The sequence below is a fragment of the Paenibacillus tianmuensis genome (genome assembly GCF_900100345.1).
In the GTDB taxonomy this organism is placed as follows: Bacteria; Bacillota; Bacilli; order Paenibacillales; family NBRC-103111; genus Paenibacillus_G; species Paenibacillus_G tianmuensis.
In genome coordinates, this window is sequence record NZ_FMTT01000044.1 from 18,768 (window position 1) to 34,625 (window position 15,858).

Genomic DNA, 15,858 nt, shown 5'->3' on the forward strand with positions numbered 1-15,858 from the left:
AGAGGTTCGGCAAGGCAAATGGATTCGGGAGGATGGTTGTTATGAGTGAAGCGGGAGTCATTCCTCAACCCAGAACCTATGGTTCCCTTGGAAATTTACCTTTGATCGACAGCAAGAAACCGACCCTTTCGCTTGGTAAACTTGCAGAAGAGTACGGCCCTATATACCGGATCGCGCTTCCGGGTTATTCCAGCATTATGGTGTCCGGACATGACCTCGTAGCGGAAGTTTGCGACGAATCGCGCTTCGATAAAAGCATTAAAGGCGACTTGGAGAACGTGCGCGCTTTTACCGGAGACGGGTTATTTACAAGCCGCACGGATGAGCCGAACTGGCAAAAAGCCCATCGGATTCTTCTCCCCACCTTCAGCCAGCAGGCGATGAAAGGGTATCATGCGATGATGGTCGACATCGCTTCGCAGCTGATTCAAAAATGGGCCCGCCTCAACCCCAATGACAGCATCGATGTCGCGGAAGACATGACTCGGCTCACACTGGACACAATCGGCTTATGCGGCTTCAATTACCGCTTTAACAGTTTTTATCGCGAAACGCCAAGCCCTTTTATTAACAGCATGGTCAGCGCTCTGAACGAAGCGATGCTGCAAGGCAGTCGCCTGAAGATCCAAAACCTGTTCATGGTGCGAACGCGACAGCAATTTAACGAAGATATTCAAACGATGTTTTCCTTGGTGGACAAAATCATCGAGGAACGAAAGGCAAACGGGGACCGGGGGGAAATCGACCTGCTCGCCCGGATGCTGAACGGGAAGGACCCGGAGACAGGCGAGACGCTGGATGACGAAAATATCCGGTATCAGATTATCACATTCTTGATTGCCGGACATGAGACGACCAGCGGCTTGTTATCGTTCACTTTATACTTTTTGCTGAAGCATCCGGATGTGCTTCAGAAGGCTTATCTGGAAGCAGACCGGGTGCTGACGGGCCCGTCTCCGTCGTATACGCAGGTGCTGCAGCTCCATTATATTCGGATGATTTTAAACGAATCGCTGCGCCTATGGCCAACGGCCCCGGGATTTGAGCTCTATGCGAAGGAAGACACGGTCATTGGAGGAAAGTATCGCATTCGGAAGGGTGAAGGCATCGGGGTTCTCCTGCCGCAGCTTCATCGGGATAAAGCCGCCTGGGGCGCCGACGCGGAAGAATTCCGCCCCGAACGCTTCGAAGATCCCGGCAAAATTCCCAATCATGCCTACAAGCCGTTTGGAAACGGTCAGCGGGCTTGCATCGGCATGCAGTTTGCGCTTCACGAAGCGACGCTGGTTCTCGGCATGCTTCTCCGGCATTTTGAACTGGTGGATCATACGAACTATCAATTGGACGTGAAGCAAACCTTAACGCTCAAGCCGGGCGATTTTCATATCCGAGTGCGGCTGCGCCATAAGACGGCAAGCCCCGTGGTTCAAGAACCGGAAGCAGGCCATTCCAAAGCCGTTGAGGCGGATCAAGGGCAGGCGCAGGCGAACCGTCCGCTTGCAGGGGCGGAAAAGACATCTCTGCTCGTACTTTATGGCTCCAATTTAGGCACGGCGGAAGGGATTGCCCGCGAGCTGTCGGATGCCGCGCGAGCACAAGGCTTCCGAAGCGAGGCTGCGCCGCTGAACGATTGGGCCGGAGGGCTGCCCAAGGATGGAGCGGTGCTTATCGTCACCGCGTCTTATAACGGCAAGCCTCCGGGCAATGCGCGCGAGTTCGTGAAATGGCTTGAAGGTGTGCAGCCGGGCGAGCTTCAAGGAGTTCGGTATGCCGTATTCGGGTGCGGGGACCGCAGCTGGTCCAATACGTATCAGGATGTGCCGCGGTGGATTGACGAGCAGCTGGCCCGGAAGGGGGCGGCAAGGCTCTCGGTGCGCGGCGAGGCGGATGCTGGCGGCGACTTTGAGAAGCAGCTTGACGAATGGCGGGTCCGCCTATGGTCCGATCTTTTTCACGCTTTCGGACTGGAACGAGACGACGCGGTGAATAATCAAAGCAGCCTTCATGTCCGGGTGGTCAGCGACTTAGATCGGATTCCGCTTGCCCGGGTCTATGATGCCGTCTACGCTTCGGTGACGAATAACCGCGAACTTCGGATGGCCGGCAGCGGCCGGAGCACACGGCATCTGGAGCTTGCGCTGCCGGAGGGGATTACTTACCAGGAGGGCGATCTTCTTGGCGTGCTGCCAAGCAACAGCCCGGCGAATGTCGGCCGGATTTTGCGGCGGTACGGATTGAGGGGGAGCGATCAACTGATTGTTACGGCAAACGGTAAAAGCCTCGCGCATCTCCCAGTGGATCGACCGGTCGGTATTCATGAGCTGCTGAGCCGGTGCGTAGAGCTGCAGGAGACCGTTACCCGCGAGCAGTTGCACGAGCTTGCGGCCTATACGGTGTGTCCTCCGCACAAGCGTGAATTGGAGGCTATGGCTGAGGAGAGCGTCTACGAGGAGCAGATCTTGAAAAAGCGCGTTACTATGCTCGACCTGCTTGAAAAATATGAAGCCTGCCAGCTGCCGTTCGAAAGGTTGATCGAGCTGCTGCCTCCTCTGCAGCCGAGATACTATTTCATATCCAGCTCCCCTCAGGTCAGCCCCCGGCAGATCAGTGTTGCCGTAGACGTGGTGCAGGACCCCGCTTGGAGCGGGTGCGGCGAATACCGCGGGACTGCTTCGAATCGCTTGGCCGAATGCAGGCCCGGAGAAGAAGTCTTGATCTTCATCCGTACGTCCGAAGCCGGATTGCGGCTCCCGGAAGATCCGGCGACGCCGATCATTATGGTGGGGACCGAGACGGGAGCAGCGGCTTTCCGGGGCTTTTTGCAGGGGCGGACCGCGATCCGGGAGAAGGGAGCCGCTCTGGGCGAGGCGCATCTTTATATCGGATGCCGGAACGAAGCGGATTCGATTTATCGCGAGGAGCTTGAGTACTACGATAGGGAGGATGTCGTTACGCTTCATCAAGCTTTTTCCCGTGCGGAAGGGAAAAGCAGCATCTATGTACAGCATTTGCTGGAACGCCATGCATCGAATTTGATGGATATCCTTGATCGGGGAGGGTGCATTTTCGTATGTGGAGATGAGGCTCAAATGTCTCTGGAGGTGGAGTTGGCATTGCAGAAAGCATACCGGACCGTGCATGGAGCAGGGGAGCAGGAAGCGAAAGCTTGGCTGGAGCGCCTTCGAACGGAGGGGCGTTATGCGAAAGAAGGATGGGTACGCGTGCATCAGGAACATAGCGTCGCGATGGTCAAATAGCAACTCACCGACGCTATTTTGGACTTCGGTGCCGGCTTCACCATCGTCGTGCAGGACGTTGTCATTGACCCGATGCTGGAAGAGTTCGTCTCTTTCGTCCGGCATCGTCCGCTTTATGTCGTCGCGCTGGCGCCCGGCAGCGAGGCGGTTGCCGCAAGAGAAGCGGCCGTCTGACGATGTGGACTGATTCCTTAAGACGAATATCTGCATGACGCTGCGGCTGCGCAGTCGGCCTTGATCCGATGCTTTTGGCGGATTAAGGTTTTTTATTCCCCGGTGTTCCAATATTTTTCTTTAATATTCCGTTTAAAAAAGTATAGTAAAGTTAGGAAAATAGAATGGGAGTTGGGACACGCATGTCAAAACCGAAAACATCGGCGAATTGGCGGCAATTGATCCGGCTGGTCCGGGAAACGAAGCCTTCCAAGGGTCTGCTTGCCGCCGCGCTGTTTCTAAGCATCATCTCGACCCTGGTCGGATTGGCGATTCCGCTGTTTACGAAAAATATGGTCGACAGCTTCTCGCTGACCTCCTTAAGCCTGACGCAGATCGTCCTGATGGGAGCGGCTTTCATCGCACAGGCGATTGCGGGCGGCGTCGGCGTTTATTTGCTCAACCGTGCGGGGCAGAAGGTCGTTGCGTCCCTGCGGGACCGGCTGTGGAAAAAGCTGCTCGTTCTGCCGGTCTCCTACTACGACAATCATGAGACGGGGGAAACGATCAGCCGGATGACCAACGATACCGGCGTTGTCAAAGGCCTGATCAGTGAGCACTTGACCGGCTTCTTCACCGGCATTCTGAGCGTAGTCGGGTCGATTGCTGTGCTGCTGTACCTCGATTGGAAAATGACGCTGATGATGCTGATCGTCGTTCCGCTGGCCATCTTGATTATGGCTCCGCTCGGCAAGCAGATGCATAAAATTTCGGTCGGCCTTCTGGATGAAACGGCCGGCTTTACGGCGGTGATCAGCCGGGTACTGTCGGAGATTCGGCTTGTGAAGGCTTCGAATGCGGAGACGGTCGAATACCGGAACGGTCGGACAGGCATTGAGAAGCTGTTCCGGCTTGGCTTGAAGGAGGGTATCGTTTCGGCATGGGTCGGGCCGCTTATCTTCTTCATCCTCATGCTGCTGCTCGTAGTCATTATCGGATACGGCGGCGCGCGGGTCGCTTCCGGCACGTTGACGGCAGGAGATCTGGTGGCATTCATCCTGTATTTGTTTCAATTCGTGCTGCCGATTACGCAAATTACGACCTTCTTTACCCAGTTTCAAAAGGCGGTCGGGGCGACGGAACGAATCGCGGCGCTGCTGGAGCTCGGGGAAGAAGATCATGCCTCCGGCAAGCCCCTTGATAACGCAGGTCAGCCGTTGACGCTCGAACGCGTGACGTTCGCCTATAAAGCGGGCGAAACCATACTGGACGATGTCAGCTTCACCATGCAGCCCGGCAAAGTCACAGCCATCGTCGGACCGAGCGGCAGCGGAAAAACGACGCTGTTTGCGCTGCTCGAGCGGTTCTACCCGCCGACCGGGGGCTCGATCAAGCTCGGGGACGAGCCGATCGAAGAATACTCGCTGCCGTCGTGGCGCAGCCGCATAGGCTATGTCTCCCAGGAAAGCCCGCTCATCGCCGGGACGATCCGCGCCAACATCTGTTACGGCTTGCCGCACGACGTGACGGACCAAGAACTGGAGCAGGCGGCGCGCATGGCCTACGCCGATACGTTTATTCACGAGCTTCCGAACGGCTATGAAACGGAAGTCGGAGAACGGGGCGTCAAGCTGTCCGGGGGACAGCGGCAGCGGATTGCGATTGCGCGGGCGCTGCTGCGTAACCCGCAAATTTTGATGCTGGACGAAGCGACCTCCAGTCTGGACAGCAAGTCAGAAGTCGTCGTGCAGCAGGCGCTGAATAACTTGATGCAGGGCCGGACGACGCTGGTCATTGCGCACCGGCTGTCGACCGTGGTGGATGCGGACCAAATCGTTTTTCTTGAGAAAGGCAAGGTGACGGGCATCGGCACGCACGAACAGCTGTTCCAAACGCATGCGCTGTACCGCGAATTTGCCACACAGCAGCTTCGCATTCAAAAGCAGGTTTGAACGAATCGCGATAGGGAGGGACTGGAGTGGAAGTACAGCACCGGGGGAAGCGGGTACTGGGGCGCGGATGGAGATTTTTGAAGAGCCTCTTCGGGATTTGCTTATTGCTTTTATTTTCGACGGCGAGCTGGTCTGCCGCCTATTTCTTCATCCACTATTTGCTGGAGGCGGTTGGAAGGCAACCTTCCGATTACGTCGGCCAGCTATTTACCCAATTGGTTGCGTTTGTTACCAGCATGGGGATTATGGGGACGATCGGAGTCATTTTTCGCGATAAGCACATGGAAAGGTTCCGGCCTGTGATCGATGCCATGCAGCGGATTGCCAAAGGCGATTTCACCGTCAAAATTCCCCCGAATGAGCGGGTCACGGACCAGTTCGGCGAGCTCGTCGAAAGCATTAACCATATGGCCGTCGAGCTCAATCAGATGGAAAAAATGCGCCAGGAGTTCATCTCCAACGTCTCCCATGAAATCCAGTCGCCGCTGACGTCGATCGGTGGCTTTGCCCGCATCCTGCAGAGCGACGAGCTCAGCCGGGAGGAACGGATGCATTATCTCGGCATTATCGAAAAGGAAAGCGCCAGGCTGTCCAAGCTGAGCGAAAACTTGCTGAAGCTGACCTCCCTCGAATCCGACCATCATCCGTTCGAGCGGAGGCGGTACCGGCTCGATAAGCAGCTGCGCAGCCTCATTCTGGCGTCCGAGCCGCAGTGGCAAGATAAAGGAATCGACATGGATGTGTCGCTGGAAGACGTCAACATCGAGGCTGACGAAGATTTGCTAAGCCAAGTGTGGGTCAATCTGCTGCACAACAGCATCAAATTCACCCCGGCTGGCGGGACGATCGGCGTCCAGCTTAAGCGCAATGGACAGCAGGCCGTCATATTCATCTCTGATACCGGGATTGGCATCTCCGAGGACGAGGTGGCGCATATTTTCGAGCGGTTCTACAAGGCCGACAAATCCCGCAACCGAAGCACGGGAGGGAGCGGGCTCGGGCTTGCGATCGTCAAGCGGATCGTTGAGATGCATACGGGCTCCGTCGCCGTACAGAGCGTTCCCGGCCAGGGGACGACGTTTACCGTCAGGCTTCCGGCTTTGCCTTGAGCGGTTACGTCAAAATGAAGAGCGGGTGGACACGTTATTTATACAACCCGCTCTTGGCACCACTGCTCAAGCGTTCTTGCCGGTTTCGTGCCGAATTCTTCGTACAGCATTTGCGATAGCATATCGTACTGCCGTTCCACAGACACCCGGTCTCCGATATACATAAAGAGCTTGATCAGCGCCCAATACACCTCTTCAGTGAATGGGAATCGGCGCTGGATGAGGTAATAGAGCTGGAAAGCTTCCGCCGCATTGTCCCGCGTCTCCAGAAAAGCCGCGACGCGCATCGCATGCCGGTACCACAGCATACGCAGCCGCTCCCGCTCGTTCTCCGCCCACCAATAGCCGCAATCCTCCAGATAATCGCCGCGATACAGCTCCAGCAGCTGCAAATGCCGCGCGAGCGTAGGCTCGCTGAGCGGCGGTGCCGTCTGCAGTCTCTCCTCCCAGGTTACCACGTCAACGTCGACCCCGTTCAGCTCAAGCCGGTACCCTTTATCCCCGCTGACGATCCGGATGCCGGGATGAACGGCACTTGCGGTTTTGCGGATTTGGTAGATGGTGGTGTAGAGCTGTGTGTAGCCTTTCTTGGGATCGATATCGGGCCAGAATAGCTCCAGCAGTGCATCTTTGCGCACGGGCTGGTCCCGAAGGTGAACGAGGTAGGCGAACAGCTCCTGCGCTTTGTTTGTTCGCCAATGTACGGGCCCGGAATCGCCGGTGTCAACCTCCAGCGTCTGAAAGCAGCGGATCGTAACCTGCTCCTTCGTCCTAGACGTCTGGCCCGCGGGGGCGTCCGATCCGGTTTTGGCGGCTTTGGCCTGCGACAGCCGGGCTAATGTTTTGGCAAGCCTTTGCGTGGAGACAGGCTTCAGCAAATAGTCGATCGCCGCCAGCTCGAAAGCCTTGAGCGCATATTCCTCGTACGCCGTCACAAAGATAATCTCGGTTTCCGGCAGGTGCGACATGATGATCTCGGCCGCTTCCAGGCCGCTCAGCTCCGGCATGTCGATGTCCAAAAAGACGGCTTCCGGCTTCTCCCGCAGCACCGCCTCGACGGCTTCTTCCGCATTCTGATAGGCTCCCGCAATAACGCCGCCGTTCAGCTTGTCAAGCTGCTTTTGCAAGCTGAACAGAGCCAGCGCTTCGTCGTCTGCAAGAATCATCCGAATCATCGGCGCCCCTCCTTTTCGCAAACCGTGCAAACCCCATTGTCGTGTAGTTGAGTGGCCAAATTCGCGCCCTCCTCTTCCTGTATGTAAAAAGTAATCGGTTTGTTAAAAAGACCGGTTCCCCGGCAAAATAGTTCATTTGAACGAACAGCAGAAGAGCGTTGTTTTCCTATTTATGATCATATCAAAATTTCGTCCTTTTCTGAATTTAAAATGGAAAAATGTTAATTATTTAACAAATTTAAAATCTGAATGAATTGGGAAAAAGATATGCTTGCCCTTTTTGCTTGTTTTTCAGCAAGTTCTTGCTGCGGGCAGACTCGAACGGCTGGACTTTTTGTCAAAAGGTGTTCAGATTTTGTTTAGAAGCGGTTGGTAAAGTGAGTGAAAGTTGTTCTTTAGAAAGAATAAGGGTGATGCGAGGATACAAAAACTGGAAATATTGGATCGCGATTCAGAGAGAGATGATGAAAAAGGAGCGGGAACGATGAAATGGCATTGATCGAAACGGATGTCATGGTCGCTTTTGCACTAAGAATCATAACCCGCAGTTGTCGGACGCTGCCGGGCAGTAAGCCTGGATGGAATATCCGAATGCAGACTATTATAGTTCGAGACCAAAAAGCGGGGTACTACGATGACAGCATGCTTGTGAAAAAACGAACGTGCCTGCAAGGCAGCTTCCGTCCGGAAGCCCAAGGTATCGCAATACATTCAACGGATTGCAGACATTTGAAGCTGTCGCTGCCGGATAGGAAAGGAAGAACGGGAAACGAAAATGAGGTTGGTCTATGTTACCGTTGCTCTATTGGTTATGCTGATTTCCGCCGTCGCTTTTATACTGGCCGGAGGGCCATTCGCATCCAATGCTTCGAAAGGAACGGCGGACGATCCGGAGCTCCGGAGCGACAGGCTGCCCGGAGAAATTTTTATCCGACGGCACATGGTGAACGCGAACGAGACGCTGAAAACGAATTTGAAGCCTCGCGTAGCAGCGAACCGGGATGTGGCGCAGGGCGAAGAGGCGCTTTCCGAATCGATCGGGCTATGGCTTCAGTACGCGGTTGAGAAGGGCGACAAGGGCTTGTTCGAACAAAATGTCGGTGTCCTTCGAGCCCGTTTTCTCAAAGAGGACGGTTGGATTTCCTGGAAGGTCGGCACATCGTCCGAAACGGTCGCCACCAACGCCTTGATCGACGATTTGCGGATTGCGGATGCCTTGTACAAGGCCGGCAGCCGATGGGGCAAGCCAGCTTATACAGCGCTGGCCGATACGATCTCCGGCAGCGTGGCCCAAAACATGGTTACGGCCGGCCGTTTCTCTGACTTCTACGACCACACCTCCGCATGGAAAAGCCATATCCTCACCTTGTCCTACTTGCATGTCTCTGCGTTCAAAGCGATGTACGAGCGCGGTAAGCTGAGCGAACCGGTCTACCGGAGCGCGGTCGATTTTCTGAAGAACCTCCCGACGCGCGACGCGTGGTTCCCTTTCTCCTACGATTTTGATAAAGGAACGTATCTGTACAACGACGAGATCAACTGGATCGACCAGCTGTACATTGTTTACCATCGCGCCCAAGCCGGTATTCCCTCTAACGAAGTTTGGTCCTTGCTCAAGGAACAGTTCAATAAGTATGGCGTCCTGTACGGAAGGTACCATGCTCAATCCAAAATGCCCGCGGTGGACTTCGAATCTCCGGCGGCATACGGGTTAGCGATCCTGAGTGCTGTTGAGCTTGGGGACAGGGAGTTTGCCCAATCGCTGTATTACCGGATGCTGCGTTTTCAAATCTTGAATCCCGCGAACGAATGGTATGGCGGTTTTGTGTTCGACGACGAAACGCATATTTTCGACAACCTCGTTCCGTTGCTGGCGGAAAGGAAAATGTACGATGAAGGGCTTCTACGCTAAAAATCAAACCTATCTCTTCTATCAGCTTCTCTTGCTGCTGCTTACGCCACTTGCCTGTTATTTTGCGTTCGGGTTTCCTCCGGTCTCCTGGAACAAAGCGCTTTTGCTGGCTGCCGTCCTGCTTATTGGCATCGCAGGGACGGTATTCGGCTTGGTGGCCGGTCTCGGCCTCAGTCTAGCCGTCATGTTTGTGTTCGGATCGATTCTGTTGTGGAAAGCGTTCGTTTCCTCCGCGATCTTCCTGTCTGCGGAAGAGATCGTCATCTGGATGGCGGCGATCCTTGCGGCGCCGGTCGTCACCGGCATGCTTCACAAGCGGGTCACGACGATGGCAGCCGAAAATCAAGAGATGAAGGAGAAGTTCGATCATCTTGTCATCATCGACGAAGCGACGGGCTTCGACAATTACAAACGCTTCTTGTTCGAAATGGAGGATGAGTTCAAGCGTTCGAGAAGAACCGGCGCGCCCTTTTCTCTTCTTCTGATTCAGGTCAAGTACTTCGAGCAATTTCAAAAGCTGTACGGCGCCAAGGAGACGCTTCATCTGCTGCAATCCCTTTCCGGTACTTTATGGAGCCAGACGAGAATGAGCGACCGCAAGTTTCGGATTGCCGACGACACGTTTGCTGTCATTTTGTCGAACACGGAGGAAGAAAATGCGGATATCGTCATCGGAAAAATCGGAGGCTTGTTCAAAACTCATGTGCTTGCCAATCAGAAACAAACCGTTACGCTAAATGTAGCTTTCGGCGTTTCAAGCTATAACGAGGGACTGGGCGACGCGAAGGAGCTGGTGCAAAATGCGAGCTATGAGCTTGAGCAATACATTCCATAGAACGTTACGGACCGTCTGCTGGCTTGGCGCGTTGCTGCTGCTTCTGCTTTCGCACGGGACGTGGGCTTCGTCGGCTAAAGAAGCGGACGAAGCACGCAAAATATTGGTTGTGTACACGACGGAGGACGGGACGCTTAGCGAATCGGTCCGGAATCTGGATCTTCTGCTGGGCCATTTTACAAGGAAGGTCGTGTTCAAAAGCGACGAAGCCGTGGAGAGCGACGACCTTCGCGACATTTCGCATTTGGTGTATTACGGAGCGGTGCCCAAATCTCTGCCGCAGCAGGCTGTGCAGCTCATGGGGGCATACCGCGGACCGGTTCTGGCTGTCGGCGACAATGTCGGGCAGCTCGGCGAACGATTTTCGTTCGTATCGGCAGAGCAGAAGGTGGAGATCCATAAGGTATCGAAGCAAGACTCCTCCTCCTACGATCTGCTGGAGCAGACCTATCCGATTGCGCAGATCGCGCTCCGTCAAGGCGAAGTGATTCTGCAGGGCTGGAAAGGGGATCAGGCGTTTCCGTTGCTTGCCGTTGACCGGAACAGCTTTTATTTTTCCGCCGTCAATCTGGACGTGCCATTTCTATACTATCTGGGAGAAGGGCTCTATCCCTTTTTCCAGGAACAGCCTGCGGCAGGCCGTCCGGCCTACATTCGCCTGGAGGACATCCACCCGCAGTCCGATCCCGAATTGCTGAAGGCGACGGCCGAGGTTTTGGAGGAAAAGGGCATTCCTTATATGATCGCGCTCATCCCGGTGTATACGAATCCGGTCACGCACGAGCAGCAGCGTTTGAAAGATATGCCGAAATTGGTGGAGGTGCTGAGGGAGCTGCAGAAGCGCGGCGCAAGCATCGTTCTGCACGGATATACGCACCAATACAGGCAGTCGGAGACCGGAGAAGGCTTCGAGTTCTGGGATGTGGAAAACAATGCCCCGATCATGGACGAGCCCGACCGGGAGGTTACGGTCCGGCACCGGCACGACTTCCCGAGCAAGGAAGCGTACGAGAGCTATGTGGAGAAGAACAGGCAATTCAACGAATCTTATACACGCCATCGGCTGGAGAGCGGCATTAAGGAGCTGACGGAGCTTGGGCTGTATCCGCTCGGCTTCGAGGCTCCGCACTATACGATGAGTCAGGAGGGGTACCGGGTCGCAGCGGAATATTTTCAATACGTGCTCGGGCAGGTTCAATTGGGCGACCGCGATTGGCAGCGGATGAGCACGGCTCCCTATGTCACGGCCCCTGCGTTTCTGCACGGCATGACCCTGCTGCCCGAGACGATCGGTTACTACGATGCCGTCTCGTCTTCGACGGCTGTGGATACGGCCAGAAAAGTGCGGCAAATGCAATTCGTGAGCGGCGGCGTCATCGGCATGTTTTATCATCCGTATCTCGGGGCGGACCGGCTGAAGGAATTTCTTGCGGCGGTGGAAACCGTTCCGGGGCTGGAGTGGATCGATCTGAAGCGTCTGGAGCATACGCAGTCGGAGCGTTTTCAAGCGGTGGACCGTACGAATACGCCGCTTGTACTGACGACCGCTACCCGCCAGCTGCCGGAACTGGGGGATATGGGAGTTTCGCAAAAAATTTTATGGGGCATTGCGGCGGTCGTTGCTCTGGCCGTCATTGCTTTTCTGGTCTATACGCTTCGTATTCGCATGAGCTTACGAAAGCAGTTGTTTGAGGAGCGGAGCACCCATGGCTGAAATTTTATTTTACACATCGCTAACGATGATCTGGATCATGCTCTTGTACCATATGTTTCTGATGCAAGGGGGGTACCTGCATTATTTGCGGTACAGGAGGCCGATTGAGAAGTGGGAGCAAACCAAGGCCCCGCTTCCCAAAGTGAGCATCCTGATTCCCGCGCACAACGAGGAGGTCGTGATCGAGCGCACGATTAAAGCGATGGTCCGGCTCGATTACCCGAAGGACCGGCTGGAGATCATCGTTGTCAACGATAATTCGTCGGACCGGACGGGCGAAATCGCGGACAGCTACGCGGCCAAATATCCGTGTGTCAAAGTGGTGCACACCAAGCCGCCCAATGCGGGCAAAGGCAAGTCCGGCGCGCTGAACCAAGGCTTGCTCCATTCCAGCGGTGAAATTATCGTCGTCTACGATGCGGACAATACGCCGGAACGGAAGGCCGTTCATTACCTGGTTCTGGCGATGCAGAATGATCCGGCGGCTGGGGTCATTGTCGGGAAATTCCGCGTCGTGAACGCAGCCTGTAACCTGCTCACGCGCTTCATTAACATCGAGACCATTTCCTTCCAGTGGATGGCTCAGGCAGGCCGCTTTAATTGGTTCGGGGTGACAACGATTCCGGGGACGAACTTCGCCATACGCCGCAGTCTGATCGAACAACTGGGAGGCTGGGACGAGAAGGCGCTCGCCGAAGATACCGAGCTGACGATCCGCGTCTACGATGCCGGCTATTATATCCGGTTCTTTCCCGCCGCCATCACGTGGGAGCAGGAGCCGGAAACGTGGAAGGTATGGTGGAAGCAGCGGACCCGGTGGGCTCGCGGCAATCAATACGTCGTGCTGAAATTTATGCGGCATCTGTTCTCGCTGAAAAAGAAGCGGATCGTGTTTGATTTGGTGTACTTCTTTTTTACGTACTTCATGTTTTTTATGGGCGTCATCGTATCGGACCTGCTGTTCGTCATCAACTTGTTTGTCGATTTGCATCTGGATGTGGGCATCGTTTCGATCATCTTGTGGATTCTGGCGTTCTTCCTGTACGCCACGGAAGTGATGATTGCGCTCAGTATCGAAAAGACGGAATTTACGCTGAAAAATTTTGCGATCGTTCTGCTGATGTATTTTACGTATTCCCAGCTGTGGATCGCGTTGGTCATGTATGCCTTATTTTTGGAAATCAAACGAGTGCTGTTTCGTCAGGAGACGAAATGGTACAAGACGGAACGCTTCTCGAAAGAAAAGAAAGGCGAAGCCGTATCATGACAACGGATAGGTGTGAGAGAATAATGAACAACGGTTTCGGCCTTCGGAAGGCCATCTTACTGCTGGGCGCCGTCATTGTAGCGTCCGGATCTTACTCGTCCGCCGTCAATGCAGCGGACAGCGGGCGGCAGGTGAAAGCGACCGCATGGAAAGAGGGGACGGCGGTCAGTACCGATTCGAACGTATCGGCTTTGTCGCCCGGCTACGTACACCGCTTCGCCAACGAGCCCATTATGCTGACCGGCGTAGACCGGTCTTACGACGTGTATTATAATGTGCCGAAAGCCGAGCTTGGAGGCAACCATTATTTGGAGCTCGATTTGAGCTACTCCGACCTGCTGCTGCCTTCCCAGTCTACCTTGACCGTCCTTGTGGACAATAAGCCGCTGAAGAGCGTGTCTTTGACCAAGGAAGAGGCGAAGCAGCGCAAAGTGACGATTGCGCTCGGACCGGACGAAGCGAAGCCCGGCTTTCACAAGCTGACGTTCGCCAAGCACGGTGTCGTCTCGGACGATTTCTGCGAAGACCCGGACAACCCGGCTAACTGGCTGCAAATTGCGCGTTCGTCTTTCGTCTATATCGATTCGAAAGCGACGTGGACGACTGCGGACCCGCTGAAGGAGTTCCCGCATCCTTTCATCGAGCCGGGGACGACGGACGAGGTGTACGGAACGATCGTCGTGCCGGACGCTCCATCGCCTGAGCTGCTTTCTTCCGCCTTGGAGCTGGCGGCCCGGTTATCGTCGCTGACGGCGGCGAAAAAGCCGGTTCCGATGATGACGGAGTCGGAATGGGCGAAGGCGGACGGCAAATCGGCCCATGTCATCGCCATGGGAAGCGTCGGGGCTTGGACCGGCCCGGTGAAAAAAATCGTCGAGGAGAACGGCGTTCGCGCCGAAAACGAAGAGCTGGCGCTCGACTATATGTCCTTGGAGGAGGCCGGAAAGACCGGCTCGAAGCAAATGCTGCTGCTATCTGCGGCCAAGGATGAGGCGATCACAGAGAAGCTGCGCGTATTAACGAGCCCGAAGCTGGCGGAGCAGCTTACTGGAAGCCATCTGGTTATTCGGCAGACGCCTGCGGTGGCGGATGATGGCGACGAGCCGAAAAAGCTTACGCTCGCTTCGTTCGGCTCCGAGCACCTGCTGCTGAACGAGACGAAGCCGGAATCGGGCAAGCTGAACGTAGGCGTACCGTCCTATTGGAAGCTGACCGGCGAGAGCTCGCTTGAGCTGAAGCTGAAGGTATCTCCGCTGCTGATGGCCGAGATCGGGGAGCGGACAGAGCGTAAAAGCACGAAAAAAACGAAGGAGACCGGGGCTGACCGTTACGGGAAATACGGATTGACGGTAACGGTGAACGGCATCCCGAAGACGGTATCCCTTCAGGAATTGACCAAAACGAAACATCAAGGCGATACGTACACGGCGAGCATTCCTCTGACCAATGCCTTGCAGGATAAAGACGGCAGCGGGGTGTTGGATATTACGTTTACGGCCAACATTGGCCATACCGAAGGCCCTTGCATCCGGGACACAAACAATGGCCGGTGGATTTTCGTCGATAAAGCCAGCACGTTCAATGTGCCTCACGAAATGTCAAAGGACAGCTCGTTCCAGCACTGGCCGGCGCCATTTGTAAGCGGCCAAGGAACGGACCGTACGGCCATTCTCGTGCCGCAGCAGGTGAACGGGACTTTCCTGTCGCAGCTTTCCCGGCTTGTCGGGGACTTGACGTCCGATACGAGTCGGCGGATCGCCGTATTCCGCGAACCGCTTGACGATCAAGCGCTCAAGCAGCTTAAGGATTACCATGTGATCGTGCCGGGAGACCTCGGCCAATTCCCGTCGCTTCAGAAGCTGCGCGACAAGCTGCTGCTCCCGACGGACAACGATCGGCTACAGCTCGGGAAGTACAACGCAATCAACGAAACGACTGATTATGCGGCTTGGATCCAGCGGTCGGTCTGGAACGAAAACCGGGTGATGGCCGTCTTCCAGAAGGTGAACGTCGGGGGAGGGGAGCAAGGCTCTTTCGTTCATCCGAATCTGCTGCAATATTTGAAGAATGCGAAGAAGCCGGGTCAAGTCGTCATTATGAATAAGGCCAAAGCCGTGTTCACCGCTGCTTCCCCTTCAGATTCCAAGACGTCTCAAGACGGCGAGGTATCGAATCCGACGGAGAAAGCGCCCGGTATTCCGGTATGGCTCATGGTGCTCATTCCGGTGCTGCTGGTTGGGCTGCTGATCGTGTTTATCCGGATGCGGCGCAAGGAGAAACGGGACGCCGGGAAGCAGTGAAGGCGGCGAGGAACGGCTCCCCGGGTGAAGAAGCAAGGCAAAATGAATCGGCTGGGTGGAAGCGTTGAGTAAGAAAGCGGCACTTTTGCTCCATGGATCATCGCTGGAACCGATTTGGCTGCCCTTATACTGAGGGCGCTATAAGCAATAAAAAAATGAGCAGGAATCGAATCCCTGCTCATTT

The 15,858-nt window shown here is 55.3% G+C and carries 10 protein-coding genes; 9 read left to right on the forward strand and 1 reads right to left on the reverse strand.

Features of this window, described 5'->3' with window-relative positions:
• Positions 1-41 precede the first annotated feature (41 nt).
• From BLO51_RS22575 to BLO51_RS22585, 4 genes are all read left to right on the forward strand, one after another.
• A complete protein-coding gene (locus tag BLO51_RS22575; protein WP_090675422.1) occupies positions 42-3,257 on the forward strand; it encodes a bifunctional cytochrome P450/NADPH--P450 reductase in 3,216 nt (1,071 codons plus the stop codon).
• Between the two features lie 18 nt (positions 3,258-3,275).
• Positions 3,276-3,431 carry a hypothetical protein gene (locus tag BLO51_RS29390; protein WP_167670285.1) on the forward strand — a complete coding sequence of 52 codons (156 nt, stop codon included), beginning with the start codon at positions 3,276-3,278 and terminating at the stop codon, positions 3,429-3,431.
• A 182-nt stretch (positions 3,432-3,613) separates the two neighbouring features.
• On the forward strand, positions 3,614-5,362 hold the full coding sequence (locus BLO51_RS22580; protein WP_090675424.1) for an ABC transporter ATP-binding protein: 1,749 nt from the start codon (positions 3,614-3,616) through the stop codon (positions 5,360-5,362).
• A 26-nt stretch (positions 5,363-5,388) separates the two neighbouring features.
• Entirely contained in the window at positions 5,389-6,471 is a 1,083-nt protein-coding gene (locus BLO51_RS22585) for a sensor histidine kinase (protein WP_090675425.1), read from the forward strand.
• A 38-nt stretch (positions 6,472-6,509) separates the two neighbouring features.
• Here BLO51_RS22585 and BLO51_RS22590 read toward each other — a convergent pair whose 3' ends face one another.
• On the reverse strand, positions 6,510-7,646 hold the full coding sequence (locus tag BLO51_RS22590) for a response regulator (protein WP_090675427.1): 1,137 nt from the start codon (positions 7,644-7,646) through the stop codon (positions 6,510-6,512).
• A 775-nt stretch (positions 7,647-8,421) separates the two neighbouring features.
• Here BLO51_RS22590 and BLO51_RS28765 point away from each other — a divergent pair.
• The 5 genes from BLO51_RS28765 to BLO51_RS22615 are packed head-to-tail and all read left to right on the forward strand — an operon-like array spanning position 8,422 to position 15,674.
• A complete protein-coding gene (locus tag BLO51_RS28765; RefSeq protein WP_143006942.1) occupies positions 8,422-9,558 on the forward strand; it encodes a glycosyl hydrolase family 8 in 1,137 nt (378 codons plus the stop codon).
• A complete protein-coding gene (locus tag BLO51_RS22600) occupies positions 9,539-10,393 on the forward strand; it encodes a GGDEF domain-containing protein (protein WP_167670287.1) in 855 nt (284 codons plus the stop codon). Before BLO51_RS28765 ends, BLO51_RS22600 begins: the two co-directional genes overlap by 20 nt.
• Positions 10,359-12,107, forward strand: coding sequence for a polysaccharide deacetylase family protein (locus BLO51_RS22605; RefSeq protein WP_090675432.1), 1,749 nt, complete (start codon positions 10,359-10,361; stop codon positions 12,105-12,107). Before BLO51_RS22600 ends, BLO51_RS22605 begins: the two co-directional genes overlap by 35 nt.
• On the forward strand, positions 12,100-13,374 hold the full coding sequence (locus BLO51_RS22610) for a glycosyltransferase family 2 protein (RefSeq protein ID WP_090675434.1): 1,275 nt from the start codon (positions 12,100-12,102) through the stop codon (positions 13,372-13,374). Before BLO51_RS22605 ends, BLO51_RS22610 begins: the two co-directional genes overlap by 8 nt.
• A 23-nt stretch (positions 13,375-13,397) precedes the next feature.
• Positions 13,398-15,674 (forward strand): cellulose biosynthesis cyclic di-GMP-binding regulatory protein BcsB, encoded by a 2,277-nt coding sequence (locus BLO51_RS22615; protein ID WP_167670288.1) that lies wholly within the window; start codon positions 13,398-13,400, stop codon positions 15,672-15,674.
• Positions 15,675-15,858: the final 184 nt, after the last annotated feature.

What these genes read in the sequence shown, in the direction of transcription:
- BLO51_RS22580 (WP_090675424.1), top strand. Translation starts at nt 3,614, where the DNA reads ATGTCAAAACCGAAAACATCGGCGAATTGGCGGCAATTGATCCGGCTG.
- BLO51_RS22600 (WP_167670287.1), top strand. Translation starts at nt 9,539, where the DNA reads ATGAAGGGCTTCTACGCTAAAAATCAAACCTATCTCTTCTATCAGCTT.
- BLO51_RS22610 (WP_090675434.1), top strand. Translation starts at nt 12,100, where the DNA reads ATGGCTGAAATTTTATTTTACACATCGCTAACGATGATCTGGATCATG.
- BLO51_RS22590 (WP_090675427.1), bottom strand. Translation starts at nt 7,646, where the DNA reads ATGATTCGGATGATTCTTGCAGACGACGAAGCGCTGGCTCTGTTCAGC.
- BLO51_RS22605 (WP_090675432.1), top strand. Translation starts at nt 10,359, where the DNA reads ATGCGAGCTATGAGCTTGAGCAATACATTCCATAGAACGTTACGGACC.
- BLO51_RS22615 (WP_167670288.1), top strand. Translation starts at nt 13,398, where the DNA reads ATGAACAACGGTTTCGGCCTTCGGAAGGCCATCTTACTGCTGGGCGCC.
- BLO51_RS28765 (WP_143006942.1), top strand. Translation starts at nt 8,422, where the DNA reads ATGAGGTTGGTCTATGTTACCGTTGCTCTATTGGTTATGCTGATTTCC.
- BLO51_RS22575 (WP_090675422.1), top strand. Translation starts at nt 42, where the DNA reads ATGAGTGAAGCGGGAGTCATTCCTCAACCCAGAACCTATGGTTCCCTT.